Raw genomic sequence first — 18,126 nt, 5'->3', positions numbered from 1 at the left:
TTTAAACAGACATTAAATTAAGTTTGGGCGAGACTGGGCAAGCAACTTTTCGTAGGCGAATTCATACTTTTGAATGTCACCGGCACCCATGAAGACCATCACAGCGTTTTCATAAGGCAAAAGTGCTGACACGTCATCTTCCGTGACGATGCCGCGGAACTTTGGAATCAAGGCGCCCAAATCGGCGGAAGTGATATCCCCCTTCTTTTCCCGGGCGGAACCAAAAATGTTAGCCAAGTAGACTTGGTCCGCAGCTTCCAAACTCTTGGCAAAGTCTTCCTTGTAGGCAATCACACGGGTAAAGGTGTGGGGCTGGAAAATCGCCACAATTTCCTTATTGGGATACTTTTGACGGGCAGCGTCCAAAGTAGCGGAAATTTCAGTCGGATGGTGAGCATAATCATCGATGATGGTGATATCAGCAATGTTCTTCTCACTGAAACGGCGCTTAACACCTTGGTAGGACATCAAATGTTCTCGGATGTAATCCAAGTTAATCTTTTCCGTGTAACAAACGGCAATCACGGTCAAAGCGTTCAAAATGTTGTGCTGACCATAGAGCGGAACGGAGAACTCGCCCAGCTTCTTACCGCGGAAGGATACATCAAAATGTGAACCTGCCGTTGATTTATGGATATTTTCAGCCACGAAATCGTCACGGTCAGGATTAGTTCCGTAGTAGTAAATATCGGCCTTGGCCGTCAACTTACGCAGCTGAGGATCGTCTCCCCAAGCAAAGATGGCCTTTTTAACGTGGTTAGCAAAGTCTTGAAAGGCTGAGCGAACGTCGTCAATATCGTGAAAATAGTCAGGGTGGTCGAAATCAATGTTGGTTAGGATAGCATAGTCAGGCGTATAGTCCTGGAAGTGACGCCGGTACTCGTCCGATTCAACGACGAAGAATTCAGAATTGGGAACCCCGTGTCCGGTTCCATCCCCAATCAAGTAAGAAGTCGGAGCCGTATTTTTCAAAACATGGGCTAGAAGACCAGTCGTGGAAGTTTTACCGTGGGCACCAGCAACTGAAATTGACGTCGTTTGTTCGATTTGAGCCTCAACGGCTTCGGGATAAGTAATCATCTTAACGCCGAGTTCCAGCGCACGAGCAACTTCGACCTGGTCATCATCAAAGGCGTTTCCGCGGATGAAGATGGCATCTTGGTTGGCATCCACGTTTTTGGCATCAAAGGGCAAAATCTTAATACCAGCTGCTTCCAAAGGCGCTTGAGTATAAGTAAAGGACGTGATGTCCGATCCTAATACCTCGTTGCCCTGATCGTGTAAAATCTGTGCCAAAGGACCCATTCCGGTCCCCTTAATTCCAATGAAATAATATTTCTCTGCCATCCTACTATCTACCTCGTTTTAATAATTAGTATCAATCAAACCGTCACGATACAAATTCTGGGCCTTCTCAAAGTCAAAGGCATCCCCAACTTCACCGAAATCATCTGGCAAAACCAAGGCACCTGGACGATCGGGTGCTCCTGGCAAATGCAATTCGCGTCCAGAAACAATCATTCCTGCAGAAGGCACCCCACGCAATTCGCCGTCCCAAATGATTTCGCCAGAAGGCATCATTGCACCGGGCTGAGCAACAACGACTTTAATGCCCTCGCGCATATTTGGTGAACCCGAAACGATTTGCAAGGTGTGATCAGCATCAACACGGGTCTTAGTAACGTGCAAATGGTCGGAGTCAGGATGTTCGCTAACTTCTTCGACATAGCCGATGGTCAACTTAGGCTTGGGCACTTCAAGCGTGTCATTAAAACCAGCTGCCTTAATCATTTCGTTAATCTTGGCAACTTGGTCAGCTGACAAGTTCACTTGACCCCTTTCATCAGCTAGGCCCAGCTTATCTTCGACGTTAAAGAGGTTAAAACCGGATAGTTCGCCACTTTCACGGTCGGCAATGCGGACAACATCGCCTTTCTTTTGAATGTCTTCGCGTTCAGGATTAGGTCCCAAAACCAACATCAATACATCACCAAGGCCAACTTGGTTATAAATTGCAATCATGATTTTCCTTTCTTAAAAGCTCTGATTATGATCTAAAAAGTTCAAGAGTAGATGTGCAGATACCCGACCGGCTTCAACAACGAAGTCATCAAAGTCCTGATCAGACTGCCCATTCGCAAGGTCAGAAACCCCGCGTAAAACAATAAATGGTGTGGCAAAACGGTGAGCAACCTGGGCCACTGCCGCCCCTTCCATTTCGGCTAGAAGAGCCTGTGGGAAGTGCTCGCGAATCTTTGCCTTGCCGTCCTGCTGGACGAACTGGTCGCCGGAGACAATCAAGCCCGCCGAACCTTTAGTTAAGTCTGAAAAAATTTTGACCAAGCGCGGATCAGCCTCAAAGTAGGTTGGCTGACTAGGTAACTGACCGTAATCGTAGCCAAAAACCTGAACATCAACGTCGCTATAGGCCAGTTGACTACCGATGACGATGTCCCCAATTGCCAAACCAGCATCCAAAGCTCCCGCCGAGCCCGTGTTAATCACGAGGTCTGGTTGGTACTTTTGAATCAAAACGGTTGTGGCCGTGGCCGCCGCTACCTTGCCAATACCGGATTCCAGCAAAAAGACTTGATGCTCGTTATATGAACCCGTAATGACTTCAATATCAGCAATTTTTTCTGTTTGGCTATTCGTCAGGGCCGCAGCGAGCGTTCCCTTTTCTTCAGCCATGGGGGTAATAATCCCAACTCGCATGGTTTTACCTTTCTTAGTTCACGAAAAAGAAGAATAGATAGATGATAACAATCGCGATAATCATCGTCACGATGGCGACATTGTACCGATAGGCCAGACGATCAGTCTTTCCTTTTTCGGTTAGCTGTCCATCTGAGCCCAATTCAAAACGCCCCTTGTGAGTCAAACGACGTTCAGATCGGGTTTCCGGTTGAATAACCGTCACCTTTTCCGGGTGGCTTTTGGCATAATCACGCTCAACCCGTTGACGCTGCTTGATGCGTTCCTGACGTTCAATTCGATCTTTACTGCGTTGAAAAAAATTAATCTTTGCCATTGCTTTGCCTCATTGACGCCCAATATAAGAAGGCGGTAATGGTTTTTTGATCCTGTAAACGGCCGGACTGCAACCATGCCTGCATTTCACCAAAGGAAACGGTTATCAAATCCAAACTTTCACCGTAATCGCGACTCAACTCTTTATCAGCTGGCACTTTTTTAAGGCCTGAAGCCACATAGAGCAGCATCTTGGCATCTGAAAAGCCAACTGTTTCATAGAAGGTCAAGGCCAAAGCCCAGTGGGATGCGGTCATGCGCAGTTCTTCATTCAATTCGCGCTTGGCAGCGTGCAAAGGTTCGGCCGAGTCACGTTCATCGAGCTTCCCGGCTGGAATTTCGAGAATAAAATCATGGATGGGTTCACGCCATTGCCGTTCCAAAATAATGTGATCATTATCTAGCAAAGGCAAAATCGCAACTGCTGGAACGTGACGCACAATATCACGCTGTGCGAGGGAACCATCCGCTAAACGAACTTCTTCCTGTTCGACGGAAAAAATTGGGCCGCGGTAGACTTCTTTGCTTGAAACAAGCTCTTCGCGATCTGCCATTACTTTTCCTCGAGGGGTGCGACTTGTGCAGCCTGCATTGCTTGAGGTCCTTGTACAAGGACGTACTGCACCTTTTCCCCAGGCGTCAAAGACTTAAAGCCTGAACCCGCAATGCCGTTGAAGTGGACGTATACATCCTCGCCACCGTTGTCTGGCGTGATATAACCGTAACCACGCTCTTTTTGCCAAATTTTTACTGTTCCTGTTTTCATAGTTTAAGTATACCAAAATTCACTTATTTTAACTGCCCTTACCCATAAAAAAAGCCCGGTTCACAAGGAACCAAGGCTTTTTTACATGAAGGCTAAAATGACGAAGTTTGCCAGGAAAAAGGCTGATACAATCAGCAAAACCGGCGAAACGTCTTTGAACTTACCTAGCGCGTATTTAACGATGATATAGAAGATGAATCCGGCGGCAATCCCGTAAGAAATGGAATAGGCAAAGGCCATGAAGACCGAGGTAAAGAAGGCCGGCAAAGCCACTTCCAGTTTGTCCCAGGCAATCTTTTTAAATTCACCCATCATTGAAATCCCAACCAAGATCAACAAAGGTGCCGTTGCAGCAGTTGGCACAACTGACACCAAAGGCGCCAAAACAACCATGGCAGCAAAACCAATTGCCGTCACCACATTGGCCAGGCCAGTGCGGGCACCTGCCCCTACTCCAGTCGCTGATTCGATAAAGGTCGTTGTATTGGATGTTCCAGCAACTCCGGCCAAAGTGGTCGTGAAGGTGTCGACGACCAGCGCACGGTCCATTTTTGAATTGAAACCATGGTCGTGCTCAAAGGCCTGTTGATCTTCCTTTGAGAAAATACCAGTTTGATTTCCGATACCAATCAAGGTACCGATGGCGTCAAATAGGCCGGTCAAGCCCATGGCAAAGATGGTAATCAAAGCCAAGGAGGCATGGTGCCAATTGGAAAAGAGCGACCCCATCCCCTTTGCTCCCCAAGCTTGACCAAAGACGTCTTGCAAGGAAGTGAAGGATGCTGACAATGAGGTTGCGGGACTGAGATGTGTTGCCGTAACGCCCATCGGAATTCCAATCAGGGTAGTCAAGATCAGCGTAATCAAAAACGCTGCGGGAACCTTGCGCATCATCAAAACAACCAAGATAACCAAGCCGATTAAAGCTAGCAAAACTGAAGCAGAATTGAACTTAGCCAGTTCCGGTGTCACGCCACCACCAGCCAAGATTGATGAAACTTTGCTAGGAAAGGAGCCATGATAGGCAGAATCATTAACGCTCAAAACATTTTTGGCATCGACTAAATAGTTGATAAAACCTGCATTTTTCAAGCCAATATAGGTCACGAAAAGCCCGATTCCACCACCAATAGCGGCCTTAAGTTCTGCCGGAATGCCACGAACAATGGCTTGACGGCCGTGGGTCATGGTAATGACGATATCAACCAAGCCCACCAGGAAGACGACGGCTAGCGCTTCCTGCCAGGAAAAGCCAAAACCAAAGACAATCGTGTAAGTGAAGTAGGCCTGCATCCCGATTCCAGGTGCAAGTGCAAAGGGCACGTTGGCGTACAAGCCCATCAAAAGCGTGCCAAAGACCGCCACGATGATGGCAGCTAAGAAAACAGCCCCCGTCGGTACACCGGCTTGTCCCAAAATTTGGGGGTTCAAGAAGAAAATGTAAGCCATTGAAACAAAGGTCGTTAGGCCACCAATCACTTCGCGGCGAACCGTCGTTTTGTTTTGTTTTAATTTAAAGAAATTTTCCATGTTAACTGGCCCAGGGCCAGACTCCTTCGTATTTGTTCAATTAAAAGTCAAAAAGAGATAGCTGATTTTCGTCTGGCAGACCATCCAAAACCGAATGCAAAGACAAGAAATCGATGATGGTCTGAGACACCTTTCCACGCTTTTTCAAGTCTTCCTTGGAGATAAAGTCCTTTTCAGCCCGGGCCGCAACAATTTGCTTGGCAACGTTATCACCAAGCCCTGGAATCGTTGAAAATGGCGGAATCAAAGTTTGATCTTCAATTACCCACTCCGTTGCTTCCGACTTCTGCAAATCAACCATGGCAAAGACGATGCCACGCTCCAAAGCTTCGTTGGCCAGCTCCAAAACTGTAAGCAGGTTCTTATCGCCGACCGTGGCATCATTACCCAGGTCGCGAATCTTGCGCATAGCAGCCTTCGTAGCTTCTTTTCCACGGCTCATGGCGACGATATCAAAGTTATCGGCACGCACCGAGAAGTAAGTGGCGTAATAAACCGTTGGGAAGTAGACCTTAAAGTAAGCAATTCGTAACGCCATCAAAACATAGGCAGCCGCGTGGGCACGAGGGAACATGTACTTAATCTTCAAACAAGATTCGATGTACCATTCCGGCACATTGTGTTCGCGCATCAAAGCCTGGTATTCGTCAGTGATGCCCTTTCCTTTTCGGACCTTTTCCATGATGTTAAAGGCATCAGCGTCCGGCAGGCCCCAGCCAATCAAATCGGTCATGATTTTATCACGGGTTCCAATCACTTCTGAAATCGTGGCGGTACCATCTTCAATCAAGTCGTGAGCATTACCCAGCCAAACGTCAGTTCCGTGGGAAAGTCCAGAAATCTGAAGCAATTCCGAATAAGTGTGGGGCTGCGTGTCTTCCAACATGTTTCGGACAAAGCCCGTTCCGAATTCGGGCAAGCCCAGGGTTCCCGTATCAGAATAGATTTGCTCCGGTGTGACTCCCAAGGCTTCCGTTGAGGTGAAAAGTGACATGACGCCCGGATCATTGGCCGGAATGGTCTGTGGATCAATCCCCGACATATCCTTCAAGGTACGAACCATAGTAGGGTCATCATGCCCCAGGATATCCATCTTCAAAAGGTTATCGTGAATGGAATGGTAATCCATGTGGGTCGTTTGCCAAAGTGAGGTTTGATCATCGGCTGGATACTGGATTGGCGTAAAGTCATAGATTTCATATTCGTGCGGCACAATCAAGATACCACCCGGGTGCTGACCAGTCGTTCTTTTGACGCCGGTCACCCCCTGCGCTAAACGCTCGACTTCCGCGTTACGGAAATGTTCTTCGTGGTCACGTTCAAAAGCCTTTACGTAGCCAAAGGCCGTCTTTTCAGCGACTGTGGCAATCGTTCCGGCACGGTAAACCTTATCAACCCCGAACAAGACCTTCATATAATCGTGGGCAACCGCTTGGTAATCCCCCGAGAAGTTCAAATCGATATCGGGAACTTTGTTTCCAGTGAAGCCCATGAAGGTTTCAAAGGGAATGTTGTGGCCATCACCGATGAGCATTTCGCCGGGATGGTTAGGATCTTCTTTATCTGGCAAATCATAACCAGAACCATATTTCTTTGGATCGGCCAATTCAAAGTAGTCCCCATGCGCCGAACGATAGTGCGGTGGCAAAGGATTCACTTCAGTAATTCCCGACATTGTGGCCACAAATGAAGAACCGACCGAACCTCGGGAACCAACCAGATAACCGTCCTTATTGGACTTGGCCACTAGTTTTTGTGAAATCATGTAGTGCGGCGCGAAACCGTTTCCGATGATGGAATTTAATTCCTTATCAATCCGTTCTTGGATAAGCTCCGGCAAAGGATCGCCGTAAGCCTTTTTAGCGGCAGAAATGGTTTTATCACGCAATTGCTCCTCGGCACCCTCAATGGAAGGCGGAAAGGAACCGCTCTTCAAGGGCACCAATTCTTCGAGTTGGTCGGCAATCAAATGCGTATTGTCGATGACAACTTGCTTGGCCAAATCTTCGCCCAAAAATTCGAACTGGTCCAAGAGTTCCTGCGTCGTTTTGAAATAAACATTGGGCAAAACATTGCGGTTCAAAGGATTTCCCGGCTGAGAACCAATCAAAATATCGCGGTAAATCTTATCTTCCGGATTAGTGAACTTAACATCACCGGTCACGGCAACAGGAATATCAAGCTCCTGGCCAATCTCGACCATCTCCTTCAAAATCGACTTTAATTTCGCTTTATCCGCGATCAAAGCGGATTCCAACATAGGCGCGTAGTTGTCGAGTGGTTGAATTTCAAGGTAATCGTAATAGGCTGCCTTCTTCTTGGCAGCTGCCTTTCCCTTTTCAATCAAGGTAATAATCACTTCACCGCTCGTATCGCCAGAGCCAACGATCAGCCCTTCACGGTACTGGTTCATGATGGAACGTGGTAAACGCGGTACCTTGGCAAAGAAATCGATGTTCGAACGAGAAACCAACTTGTACAGGTTTTTCAAGCCAACCTGGTTCTTAACCAAAATTGTTGCATGGGTAGGACGGCCGTGACGCCAGGCCTTTCCGTCCGTCATATGGTCATTGAGCTGGGAATGCAAATCAGTTCCATAGCGTTCCGAAGCCTCTTTAATCAACTTCCAGCCAATATGGCCGGTTGTTTCCGAATCGAAAATGGCGCGGTGAGCATGCTCCAAATTGATGTTAAAGCGCTTTGCCAGCGTTCCCAAACGATAGGACTTAAAGTCCGGATAGAGCCAGCGAGTGAAGGGCAAGGTATCGATGATAGGATTTTCAATTGGTCCTTCACCGTAACGGTCATAGGTTGCGTTTAAGAAATCCGCATCGAAAGTAACGTTATGCCCAATCAGTACGGTCCCCTTGGACCACTCCCTAAATTCATTAATAACCTGCTTTTCCGGTTTGGCATTGGCCACCATGGCATCGGTAATTGAAGTCAAATTGGTCGTAAATTCTGACAATGGGAAACCTGGATTGATAAGTTCCTCGAATTTATCAACCACATTACCCATTTCCATTTTAACGGCCGAAAGTTCGATAATACGGTCTGAAACAGCGGACAGTCCCGTGGTTTCCAAATCGAAGGCGACGTAAGTCACATCTTTATCCAGCAAATTCACATCGGCAAGATTAAAGGCAATCGGCTCTCCATCTTCAACGAAATTGGCTTCCATCCCGTACAACATTTTCAGGTGGTGCTTTTGACCAGCAGCGATAGCAGCAGGATATCCCTGAACATTGCCATTATCCGCGACCGCTAAGGCAGTTTGGCCCCATTGAGAAGCTAATTTTGCTAAGGCATCAAAATCGGTGACAGCATCCATCGCCGACATGTTGGTGTGGGCCTGTAGTTCAATACGCTGCTTTTCGCCCTCGTATTCTTCTTTACGATTCTCATGATCAATGACCTGCAAGTCATAAATGTTCATCGCCAATTCACGGGCATATTGATCTTCTTGAACATTTCCAGACATGCGAACCCACATGCCGTCTTCAATGTTCTCAAAAACAGCTTCATCGCCCTCGTTATTCGAGAATTTCTTGGCGGAAATCGATGAGGAATAATCCGTAACCTTCACGGTCAAAAGCTGACGACCTGAGCGAAGTTCACGAATTTCGTGCGCAAAAATATAACCCTCAATCACAATCCGATTTTCTTCGTTATTAACGTCTTCCAATCGTGTGATTTCAGCGTCTTTGGCAATCTTACGGCCTAAGCGCAGTTCTTTACCGCCGGCTAATTTTTTACTTGCTGTACTTTCGTTGGCAGCAATGGCTTTTTGAATACTTTCCTGGACTTGAGCCTGGTGCTGGGCCACGTTTTCTGCCACTTCGGCCATGAAAGTTTCATCCAAAGCAACCTTAAAAATAAAGGCGTTAAAACCAAATGCTTGGAAAAGGTCGGTGAATTCGGTTAAGACACTGTCACTGACGCCATCGTAAAGGGCCTGCGCTGCCGTGGCAATCAGAATGGTCCGATTTTCGGCTTGCTTTAAACTGCTACCACCCACCAGTTGCTGGCCAAAGCCATGGCTTAGCGATGAAAGTTTCACTGCCAGGGGCCAGTATTGATTTAAAAGCTCATCGTTGCCAGCATTATCGGCCGCTTGAATCGACAGTTCGATTTTAGCGATATTGGTAAAGGCAGCGGTCAAATTTTTACGAAAGTGCAGGTAAACATCGAGGGGTAAAATGCTCTTCAGATTTAAATAAAAATGCCAGGATTTAACCTGTGGATCAACGGCAACTTTGAGCAGTTGCCCTTCCTGAAAATAAGGCAACATCTCATCCGCCAATTTGACGTGTTTGAGTAACTGTTCGAGTTGTTCTTTTGAACTGAGTGTCATTTTGCTCCCTTATCCAGTAAAAAAACCGATAAAATCGGCTTTTTTAAACTTAATTCATTAATTTTCTTCACCACGCAGCAAAACGGAGATTGAGTCTTCAATTTCACTTACGCGCATTTCAAAGTTGGTGTGGTTGGCACGAACCTTAACTTCAACAACCCCTTCGGCTGCCTTCTTACCAACCGTGATTCGAACCGGAATTCCAATCAAATCAGCATCAGCAAACTTGACACCGGCACGTTCCTTACGATCGTCAACCAAAACATCCAAACCTTGGGACTTCAAGCTGGCTTCCAATGTGTCCGTCATCTTAGCCTGGTCGGCATCCTTCAAGTTAATTGGCACGATGTGAACGTCAAAGGGCGCCACAGCGGCAGGCCAGACAAGTCCTTCATCGTCTCCCTTTTGTTCCGCAATAGCAGAAAGCAAACGGGAAATACCGATTCCATAAGAACCCATCACCATGTCGACACTGCGACCGTTTTGATCCAAAACGGTGGCACCAAGTACCTTTGAATAACGAGTTCCCAATTTGAAGATGTGGGCAATTTCAATTCCGCGGGTGAAGTTCAACTTACCCTTACCATCAACAGCCAAGTCCCCTTCCCGGGCCAAGCGGAAGTCACCAACTTGGTCATCTTGCAAGTCAACATCACGCTTCCAGTTGATGTTGCGGTAGTGTTGGCCATCTTCGTTAGCACCGGCAACAAAGTTACCGAGGTCAGCAGCACGCTGATCAACCAAAAGCGTAACATCATCCGGCAAACCAACGGGTCCAAGTGAACCAAAACCAGCGCCCAAGGCAGCCTTAACAGCTCCCTCATCGGCAAGCTCCAAATCACCGATGTTCAAAAAGTTTTGAACCTTAACTAAGTTGACTTCAAAGTCACCCGTTGTCACGATGGCAACCAGTTGACCGGCTTCGTTAGTAGCCACAACGGTCTTTGCTAATGAGCTTGCGGGGACGTCAAGCTTTTCAGCCAATTCATCAATCGTTTTTTCATTCGGAGTGGCAAACTTCTCAAGTGGTTCTTCTTCACCTTCAAATGGCTTGCTTTCGTAGAAATCCTTAGCCATTTCAAGGTTAGCGGCGTAGTCCGTCGCATCAGAGTAGACAATGGTGTCTTCTCCAGCTGCGGCTGGCGCAGAGAATTCCTTCGAATCGGAACCGCCCATAGCACCGGCGTCTCCAACGATAATCCGGTAGTCCAAACCAATCCGGGCAAAAATCTTGACGTAGGCTGCTTCCATGTTCCGGAAAGCCTTGTCCAAACCTTCTTGATCCGCACTGAAAGAATAGGCATCTTTCATAATGAATTCACGGGTACGCAACAGGCCAAAACGAGGACGGTTTTCATCACGGAACTTCGTTTGGATTTGGTAAACCAAAAGTGGCAGCTTCTTGTAAGACTTGATTTCGCTACCCATCAATTCCGTAAAAGTTTCTTCGTGAGTTGGGCCCAAGATGAAATCACGCTTTTGACGATTTTGGAACTTGTAGAGTTCTGGGCCGTAAGCTTCGTAACGACCAGAACGCTTCCACAATTCTGCGGGCAAAATTTCTGGCACTGACATCTCGTTGGCATTAACCGCCAACATTTCTTCGCGAATGATGCCTTCAATCTTGTTCAACACACGTTGTGCCAAGGGCAAATAGGCGAACATACCGGCAGCCATTGGGCGAATGTAACCAGCCTTTAAGAGTAACTGGTGACTCTTAACCTCGGCATCAGAGGGCAGCTCCCTTAAAGTCGGCATAAATAACTGTGACTGTTTCATAAAATCCCCTTTTTAACGTTTAAATACTATATTTGAAAAATTGTTTTATTACTACTTGTTATCTTAACAAATCATTTGTGGTGACGGCAATTAGGACGGTCAAAATCACGCCCGCACCAAGAATATTAATGATATTTTCAGTGACCTGTGGCAATGAACGACGAAAAATTTTGGACCACAAGTCAAGTAGTATTTTACCACCATCCAGAGGTGGAAGTGGGACTAAACTGAGAATAGCAATGGTTATAGAGATGTTGCCAAATATTTGAGCAAGCTTAAAGACTGACAAGTTTGTAGCGACATCTGAAGTCGCATTCGCAATTGAAATTGTCCCACCGACTTGGTTTAAACCAAATGTCCAATGTGTCAGGAGTTCGTACACAACTACAATACTTGCGACTGTATTATGAACAGTAATTCGAATACCACCAGTTAAACGGTCACTAAAATTTGTTTTGAAACCCACATTGGCTCCAATCTGTCGCTTATTGATATTGCCGACTTTTTCAGTGGTAGGAAGCAGGGTAAACGAATAATTTTTTTTGTTACGTTCAACCACAATCGTTGTCGAGCCATAACTGTGCTTGTTCAAGGCTGCTGTCACTTCGTTAGTTGAAGATACTTTATCACCGTCAATTGATTTAATAGTATCACCAACTTTTAAGCCGGCCTTTTGCGCCGGTTGCCCATTGTCAACACTGGATATAATTGGCCTGTTGGAAGATATTCCATTTGGATTTGTCAAACTAAGCACAGTAAAAGCCAACAAGGCAAAGAGCAGGTTCATCATAGGACCCGCAATGTTAATTCGAAAACGGCGCCAAAAACCAACTGATTGGCGCCAAGTATCGCGGGGAGCAATCTGAAAGCGTTGCCCATCCTTTTGAATGACGTATGCACTGTGAAGAACGTGTAAAGTCAAATACTGATTATCAGCCAAGCGATAACCTGAGATTTTCAAATCATCGGTTAAGTCATATTGATCAACTTGAAAGGCGAGTCCCTCCCCTAGCTGATCCACACGAGTATCCAGAACAGTTACCTCACCCTTGTCATTCAAAACAAGGCGCAAGATTTGACCCGCTTGGATAGGCGATTCATCGTTTGCACTCGCTAAACGAACAAAGCCTCCAATTGGAAGCAGGCGCACCGCGTAGGCTGTACCGTGCTTGTACCAAGACAAAAGCTTTGGTCCATAACCAATCGAAAACTCTCGCACCAAAACGCCATTGCGCTTAGCCGAACGGTAATGCCCCAATTCGTGGAATTCGACAAGTAAACCAAACATAAAGATGTAAATAAAAATTGTTGTAAACATTGTCAAACTCCCAGAGAGAATATTAGAAGAGCATTCCCAAAATCGACATCAAAGGCATCACGACTAGCGTTGAATCAAAACGATCCAAGATACCACCGTGACCCGGCAAAATGTTACCCGAATCCTTAACCTTGAAGTAACGCTTCAAAGCCGATTCAATCAAGTCACCGATTTGTCCGGCAATTGAAAGAACTAAGGCGAAGCAAACCATTTCCCAGAAGGAATAAGCTAACCAGCCGTTCAAAGCATAGACCGTTGGAACAACGACAACTGCTGTCAAGGAACCGCCGATTGAACCTTCCCAAGTCTTGTTCGGGCTAATATTGGGGGCCAACTTGTTCTTTCCAAACTTCCGACCAAATAAATAGGCACCCGAATCAGTAATCCAAACAATAACCATTCCAAACAAAACAGCTGCCAAGCCCTTCGTATCAGCTTGGAAGAAGTAGTGGAAACCAGTGCCGATATAAACCATCGAAAGGAAAAGCACGCCGGCATCGTCATAATTGAAGTGATTACGACTAAAGACCGTTCGGAGCAAAAGCAAGAAGGCAATCGTGTACATGACCGTTTGAGCGGACATGGTTAATGGCAAATGAGTCCAGTAGCCATTCGGCACGATAATTGCCAAGACTCCAACAAAGGAAATAATGGCCTCAAAAGAAATCAAAAAACTATGAGTCATCTTCAAGATTTCAGCCATGGCAACGATTCCAAGGAAAATCGTCAAAATCAACAAAGGTACTTTTCCAATGATTAGCAAAGGAATAAAGATTGCTAAAGCAATCACTGCAGTAATAATACGAGTTTTCATCACTTAACTCACTTTTCTTTTGGATTTAAACCACCAAAACGGCGGTCTCGTTTGGTATAAGCTTCAAGAGCGGCCTGAAAATCGGCAGCCCCGAAATCTGGCCACAATACATCGGTAAAATATAATTCACTATAGGCGGACTGATAGGTCAAAAAATTACTGAGGCGTTCTTCACCGGAAGTTCGAATCATTAAATCCGGTTGGGCCAATTCACCCAAAAAGCCTGTTGCTAAGTTCGCCTCAAAGTTGCTTTTATCGATTTCTTGCGGTGAAAGTGTTCCGTCAGCAACTTGAGCAGCCAAAGCTTGAGCAGCAGAAATAATCTCGGCCTGACCACCGTAATTCAAAGCAAAGTTCAGTATCATGCCGGTGTTAGCAGCGGTCTCTTCGACAGCCTTGTGGACAGCCTCAACTGTGTTAGCCGGCAAACTTTCAATATCGCCCATTGTTGTCACGCGAACATTATTGGCCATTAAGTCCGGCACAAAATTATCAAAGAAAGTAACGGGCAACTTCATCAAAAATGAAACTTCATCAGCCGGTCGACGCCAGTTTTCAGTCGAGAAGGCATAGAGTGACAAGACTTGAACGCCAGCGTCACTCGCCAACTTCGTAACCTCTTTGACGGTGTTCATCCCCCGCTTATGACCCGCGACACGGGGCATCATTTGCTTTTGTGCCCAGCGGCCGTTGCCATCCATAATGATGGCCAAATGCTTTGGTATTTTAAGTGAGGCAAGTGTGCTTTGCTCTCTTTTCTTTCTAAAGAACGACAAGACACGTTCCTCCAATTTTTATAAGTCCATACCCTGCCATTTTACCAGATGCTAACCCTTGATACAAAAAAAGCAGACCCTTTCGGATCTGCATTAGACTAGTCTTTATTGAACAGTAACACTCTTGGCAAGATTACGAGGACGATCAACATCCAAACCTCGGGCCAAGGTTGCGTAATAAGCAATTAACTGTGCTGGAATTACGGCAAGCAATGGCATCAAAAGTTCGTTAACTTCAGGCAATACGTATGCATCGCCTTCCTTTGCCAAGGACTTTGAGGAAATAACAATCGTGTTGGCACCGCGAGCAGCAACCTGAGCAACTTCACCGCGAAGCAATCCAGCCGTCTTAGCTTGAGTCAACAAAGCAAAGACCGGTGTACCATCTTCAATCAAGGAAATGGTACCATGCTTCAATTCTCCGGCAGCGAAACCTTCGGTTTGAATGTAAGAAATTTCCTTGAGCTTCAAAGCAGCTTCGAGGGCAACTGCAGCATCCAAACCACGACCGATATAGAAGGCTGACTTTTGGCCCTTCAAGTCTTCATCAGCAATCTTCTTGAAGCAATCCTTGTCATCCGTAATAGCAGAAATTTCAACAGCAACCTTAGCTAATTCAGCCTTCAAGTCCAAATCAACGTCGCCAAGGGCATAAGCCAAAATGGCCTGAACGATAATTTGAGCAGTATAGGCCTTGGTTGAGGCAACCGCAATTTCAGGACCAGCTAGGACTGGCAAAGCAAAATCAGCTTCACGAGTCAAAGTTGAGTTCATCACGTTGGCAATGGTCAATGCTGGGAAGCCTTGGCGCTTGATGTTATCCAATACTTCACGAGAATCAGCCGTTTCACCAGACTGAGACAAGAAGATAAAGAAAGGCTTCTTACTCAACATCGGCTGGTCGTAGGCAAATTCAGAAGCAATGTGGACTTCGGTTGGAATACCGGCCCACTGTTCGAAGTAGCGCTTACCAACCAAACCAGCATGGTAGGAGGTTCCAGCCGCTACAATGTAGAGACGGTCAGCTTCTTTAATGGAATCAGTAATGCCACAACCAATGCCTTGGACATTCCCCTCTTCATCAAAGTAATGCGCCGAAAGATTGCGGGCAACAACTGCCTGTTCGTCGACTTCCTTGAGCATGTAGTATGGGTAAGTTCCTTTATCCGTATCGGCAGGATCAATGTCGAGATGGAATGGCTTACGTTCAACCTTTTGACCACTTTCGTCAAAGATTTCGACTTCATGCGGCTTAACCAAAGCAACATCCCCATCGACCAACTCAATGAAGTCTTGGGTCAAATCAAGCATGGCGGCAGCATCAGACGTCACGGCATTACCATGATCAGAAACACCAATCAAGAGCGGACTCTTCTTCTTAGCCGTCAACAAAACGTCAGGTTCACGACGATCCATCATCAAGAAGCCATAGGCTGAGTTCCCATCCAAAAGTGAAATCATCTTACGGAAGGCATCGATACCCGAAAGGTTATCATCCTTAGCAAACTTAGCAACCAATTGAACGGCAACTTCAGTATCCGTTTCAGATTCAAAATGAACCCCTTCAAGATACTGCTTCTTCAATTCGAGGTAGTTTTCAATGACCCCGTTGTGGACCAAGTAAAAACGGCCATCGGCGGACATCTGAGGGTGGGCATTAGCCACTGAAACGTTCCCGTGGGTTGCCCAACGTGTATGAGCGATTCCAGCAGTTCCAATCAATGTTTCCTTCTTTGCCTTTGCTTCCAAGGCAGAAACACGACCCTTTTCCTTTACAAGATAGTCCCCACCCTTGTCGCTGGATACATATACACCAGCAGAGTCGTAACCACGATATTCTAACTTTTCAAGACCTTTTAATAGGTATGGCAATACATTATTGACGCCAGTTACACCGACAATTCCACACATAGTTAATCTTTCTCACTTTCTGGTTAAATTGGTCTGCCAACTTAACTTGTTTAACATAGCAATTCTAAAGGATTTACTAGCAAGGGTCAACCAGTAAAAAGTGAATTGGTATAGACATCCAGACGTCATCTAAACCGACGAAATCCCTCCCCAGAAATACTGGATATGATAAACTAAAAAAAATCCAAAAAGGGGCCATTATGCAAGCGATTCACTTTCGAAACGGTCAGATTCTGAACGTTTTCACTCAGGAGTTTGAAAAGAAAGATTTCTACGTTAAAAACGGTAAGATTTCATACGTTGGTCCACAAAAAGAATTCGAGGCTGAACAATCGATTGACTTACAAGGCAAGACGGTCGTCCCCGGCTTCATTGACGCCCACCTGCACATCGAGAGTTCCCTACTAACGCCCAGTGAATTTGGCCGGCTTAGTTTAACAAAGGGCGTCACTTCGGTTTTTGCTGATCCACACGAAATTGCTTCGGTCGATGGCAAAAAAGGGATTAACTACATGCTGGAAGCTGCTAAGTTAACCCCTTTAAATATTTACTACATGTTGCCCTCTTCGGTACCAGCGACGCCCTTTGAACATGCGGGAGCCGTCTTAAAGGCACCCGATTTGAAAGAATACTATAAGAACGACCAGGTAATGGGCCTAGCAGAGGTCATGGATTTTCCAGCTGTTGCCAAGGGTGATGCTGACCTCATTCAAAAAATTAAAGATGTTCAGACTGCTGGCAAACACGCAGATGGGCACGGCGCGGGTTTAAGCCGTGAGGACTTGGCCATTTACCGTCAATACGGCATCGACACCGACCACGAAGCCACCACAAAGCAAGAAGCTCTTGATCGAATCAGCATGGGCATGACGGTCTTTGTGCGCGAGGGAACCGTGGAACGCGATGAAGTTAACCTTCTACCCGCTATCACAGCAAGCAATTCGAGCCACTTCGCCTTTGCGACCGACGACAAAACCGCTGATGACATCGAACGGGAAGGTTCAATTGATTACAACATCAAGCTGGCCATCCAAAATGGTATGCAGCCAGCCATGGCCTATACGCTTGCTTCCTATAATGGTGCCCAGGCCCACGGCCTTAAAAATGTCGGGGCTATTGCAGAAGGTTATGCAGCCGACCTCGTCATTTTAGACGAACCAGAGTCCGTTAAAATCAACCAGGTAATGGTTGCCGGTGAATTTATTGAAGGACAGAGCTACCGCTCCCTGCCCTTTGATGATGGCCAAATGAACTTCACTTTTGAACAAAAAGATTTAGACTTACCCTTAGATGCTGACAAACCTGCTCATATCATCGAAGTTATGCCCCATCACATCACGACGGAACATCGCATTGAAAAAGTTCCAGTTGTGGAGGGCCGCTTTCAGCCCAACGACAACTATGCTAAAATCGCCGTAATCGAACGTTACCGAGATTTGGGCCATGGTTTAGGCATCATCAAGGGTTTGAATATCCAAAAAGGTGCCATCGCGTCCAGTGTCGCCCATGACTCGCATAACATTGTCGTGGCTGGGCAAAATGACCACGATATGTACCTTGCCGTTGAAACCATCCGCAAACTCGGCGGTGGTCAAGTTTTTGTTAAGGATGGTCAGGTTTCGGCTTTGCCGCTCGCTGTCGCTGGTTTAATGGCCGAAGCGCCCTACGAAGAAGTTATTGAGCAGCACCAACACTTGTTGAAAGCCTTCAAACAGGTTTCTAAGATTGACTTTGATCCTTTCTTAACGCTTTCCTTCATGGCGCTACCGGTCATCCCCAGCCTTAAAATCACCGATCAAGGTCTCTTCGACTTTGACCAATTTAAATTCATTACAATCCAGGACTAAC

The 18,126-nt window shown here is 46.3% G+C and carries 14 protein-coding genes; 1 reads left to right on the top strand and 13 read right to left on the bottom strand.

The genetic code is table 11. The features are described 5' to 3' along the window. Positions 1-12: 12 nt before the first annotated feature. From murC to glmS, 13 genes are all read right to left on the bottom strand, one after another. Positions 13-1,347, bottom strand: coding sequence for a UDP-N-acetylmuramate--L-alanine ligase (murC, locus tag ABSY64_RS01540; RefSeq protein ID WP_349641301.1), 1,335 nt, complete (start codon positions 1,345-1,347; stop codon positions 13-15). Positions 1,348-1,365: 18 nt separating this feature from the next. After that, positions 1,366-2,022, bottom strand: coding sequence for a YtpR family tRNA-binding protein (ytpR, locus tag ABSY64_RS01535; RefSeq protein ID WP_349641300.1), 657 nt, complete (start codon positions 2,020-2,022; stop codon positions 1,366-1,368). 12 nt (positions 2,023-2,034) lie between these two features. Beyond that, the gene (locus tag ABSY64_RS01530) at positions 2,035-2,715 is read right to left on the bottom strand and encodes a 5'-methylthioadenosine/adenosylhomocysteine nucleosidase (protein WP_349641299.1); all 681 of its coding nucleotides are present in this window, start codon (positions 2,713-2,715) and stop codon (positions 2,035-2,037) included. Positions 2,716-2,728: 13 nt separating this feature from the next. Further along, positions 2,729-3,031 (bottom strand): hypothetical protein, encoded by a 303-nt coding sequence (locus ABSY64_RS01525; RefSeq protein WP_349641298.1) that lies wholly within the window; start codon positions 3,029-3,031, stop codon positions 2,729-2,731. After that, positions 3,018-3,584, bottom strand: a complete 567-nt coding sequence (locus ABSY64_RS01520; RefSeq protein WP_349641297.1) for an NUDIX domain-containing protein — start codon at positions 3,582-3,584, stop codon at positions 3,018-3,020. Before ABSY64_RS01520 ends, ABSY64_RS01525 begins: the two co-directional genes overlap by 14 nt. Next, positions 3,584-3,796 carry a cold-shock protein gene (locus ABSY64_RS01515; RefSeq protein ID WP_349641296.1) on the bottom strand — a complete coding sequence of 71 codons (213 nt, stop codon included), beginning with the start codon at positions 3,794-3,796 and terminating at the stop codon, positions 3,584-3,586. Before ABSY64_RS01515 ends, ABSY64_RS01520 begins: the two co-directional genes overlap by 1 nt. An 81-nt stretch (positions 3,797-3,877) precedes the next feature. Then, complete coding sequence (locus tag ABSY64_RS01510; RefSeq protein ID WP_349641295.1) at positions 3,878-5,326, bottom strand: NCS2 family permease; 1,449 nt, start codon at positions 5,324-5,326, stop codon at positions 3,878-3,880. Positions 5,327-5,366: 40 nt separating this feature from the next. Next, a complete protein-coding gene (locus ABSY64_RS01505; protein ID WP_349641294.1) occupies positions 5,367-9,680 on the bottom strand; it encodes a PolC-type DNA polymerase III in 4,314 nt (1,437 codons plus the stop codon). A gap of 57 nt (positions 9,681-9,737) precedes the next feature. Continuing rightward, positions 9,738-11,459 (bottom strand): proline--tRNA ligase, encoded by a 1,722-nt coding sequence (locus tag ABSY64_RS01500; protein WP_349641293.1) that lies wholly within the window; start codon positions 11,457-11,459, stop codon positions 9,738-9,740. Between the two features lie 58 nt (positions 11,460-11,517). Further along, the gene (locus tag ABSY64_RS01495; RefSeq protein ID WP_349641292.1) at positions 11,518-12,777 is read right to left on the bottom strand and encodes a M50 family metallopeptidase; all 1,260 of its coding nucleotides are present in this window, start codon (positions 12,775-12,777) and stop codon (positions 11,518-11,520) included. Positions 12,778-12,799: 22 nt separating this feature from the next. Beyond that, positions 12,800-13,591: a phosphatidate cytidylyltransferase gene (locus tag ABSY64_RS01490; RefSeq protein WP_349641291.1), complete on the bottom strand. Its 792-nt coding sequence runs from the start codon at positions 13,589-13,591 to the stop codon at positions 12,800-12,802. A gap of 8 nt (positions 13,592-13,599) precedes the next feature. Further along, positions 13,600-14,367 (bottom strand): undecaprenyl pyrophosphate synthase, encoded by a 768-nt coding sequence (uppS, locus tag ABSY64_RS01485; protein WP_349641290.1) that lies wholly within the window; start codon positions 14,365-14,367, stop codon positions 13,600-13,602. A gap of 105 nt (positions 14,368-14,472) precedes the next feature. Further along, positions 14,473-16,278 carry a glutamine--fructose-6-phosphate transaminase (isomerizing) gene (gene glmS / locus ABSY64_RS01480; RefSeq protein WP_349641289.1) on the bottom strand — a complete coding sequence of 602 codons (1,806 nt, stop codon included), beginning with the start codon at positions 16,276-16,278 and terminating at the stop codon, positions 14,473-14,475. 200 nt (positions 16,279-16,478) lie between these two features. On the opposite strand from glmS, the gene ade reads away from it, so the two are divergent. Continuing rightward, positions 16,479-18,125 (top strand): adenine deaminase, encoded by a 1,647-nt coding sequence (ade, locus tag ABSY64_RS01475; RefSeq protein WP_349641288.1) that lies wholly within the window; start codon positions 16,479-16,481, stop codon positions 18,123-18,125. The last annotated feature ends 1 nt before the right edge of the window (position 18,126 follow it).

Source organism: Eupransor demetentiae, from assembly GCF_963930865.1.
Taxonomy (GTDB): domain Bacteria; phylum Bacillota; class Bacilli; order Lactobacillales; family Lactobacillaceae; genus Eupransor; species Eupransor demetentiae.
This window is presented reverse-complemented; position numbering and strand designations above follow the sequence as displayed.

Coding starts and splice junctions, on each gene's coding strand:
- murC (WP_349641301.1), bottom strand. CDS start 1,347: ATGGCAGAGAAATATTATTTCATTGGAATTAAGGGGACCGGAATGGGT.
- ytpR (WP_349641300.1), bottom strand. CDS start 2,022: ATGATTGCAATTTATAACCAAGTTGGCCTTGGTGATGTATTGATGTTG.
- ABSY64_RS01530 (WP_349641299.1), bottom strand. CDS start 2,715: ATGCGAGTTGGGATTATTACCCCCATGGCTGAAGAAAAGGGAACGCTC.
- ABSY64_RS01525 (WP_349641298.1), bottom strand. CDS start 3,031: ATGGCAAAGATTAATTTTTTTCAACGCAGTAAAGATCGAATTGAACGT.
- ABSY64_RS01520 (WP_349641297.1), bottom strand. CDS start 3,584: ATGGCAGATCGCGAAGAGCTTGTTTCAAGCAAAGAAGTCTACCGCGGC.
- ABSY64_RS01515 (WP_349641296.1), bottom strand. CDS start 3,796: ATGAAAACAGGAACAGTAAAAATTTGGCAAAAAGAGCGTGGTTACGGT.
- ABSY64_RS01510 (WP_349641295.1), bottom strand. CDS start 5,326: ATGGAAAATTTCTTTAAATTAAAACAAAACAAAACGACGGTTCGCCGC.
- ABSY64_RS01505 (WP_349641294.1), bottom strand. CDS start 9,680: ATGACACTCAGTTCAAAAGAACAACTCGAACAGTTACTCAAACACGTC.
- ABSY64_RS01500 (WP_349641293.1), bottom strand. CDS start 11,459: ATGAAACAGTCACAGTTATTTATGCCGACTTTAAGGGAGCTGCCCTCT.
- ABSY64_RS01495 (WP_349641292.1), bottom strand. CDS start 12,777: ATGTTTACAACAATTTTTATTTACATCTTTATGTTTGGTTTACTTGTC.
- ABSY64_RS01490 (WP_349641291.1), bottom strand. CDS start 13,591: ATGAAAACTCGTATTATTACTGCAGTGATTGCTTTAGCAATCTTTATT.
- glmS (WP_349641289.1), bottom strand. CDS start 16,278: ATGTGTGGAATTGTCGGTGTAACTGGCGTCAATAATGTATTGCCATAC.
- ade (WP_349641288.1), top strand. CDS start 16,479: ATGCAAGCGATTCACTTTCGAAACGGTCAGATTCTGAACGTTTTCACT.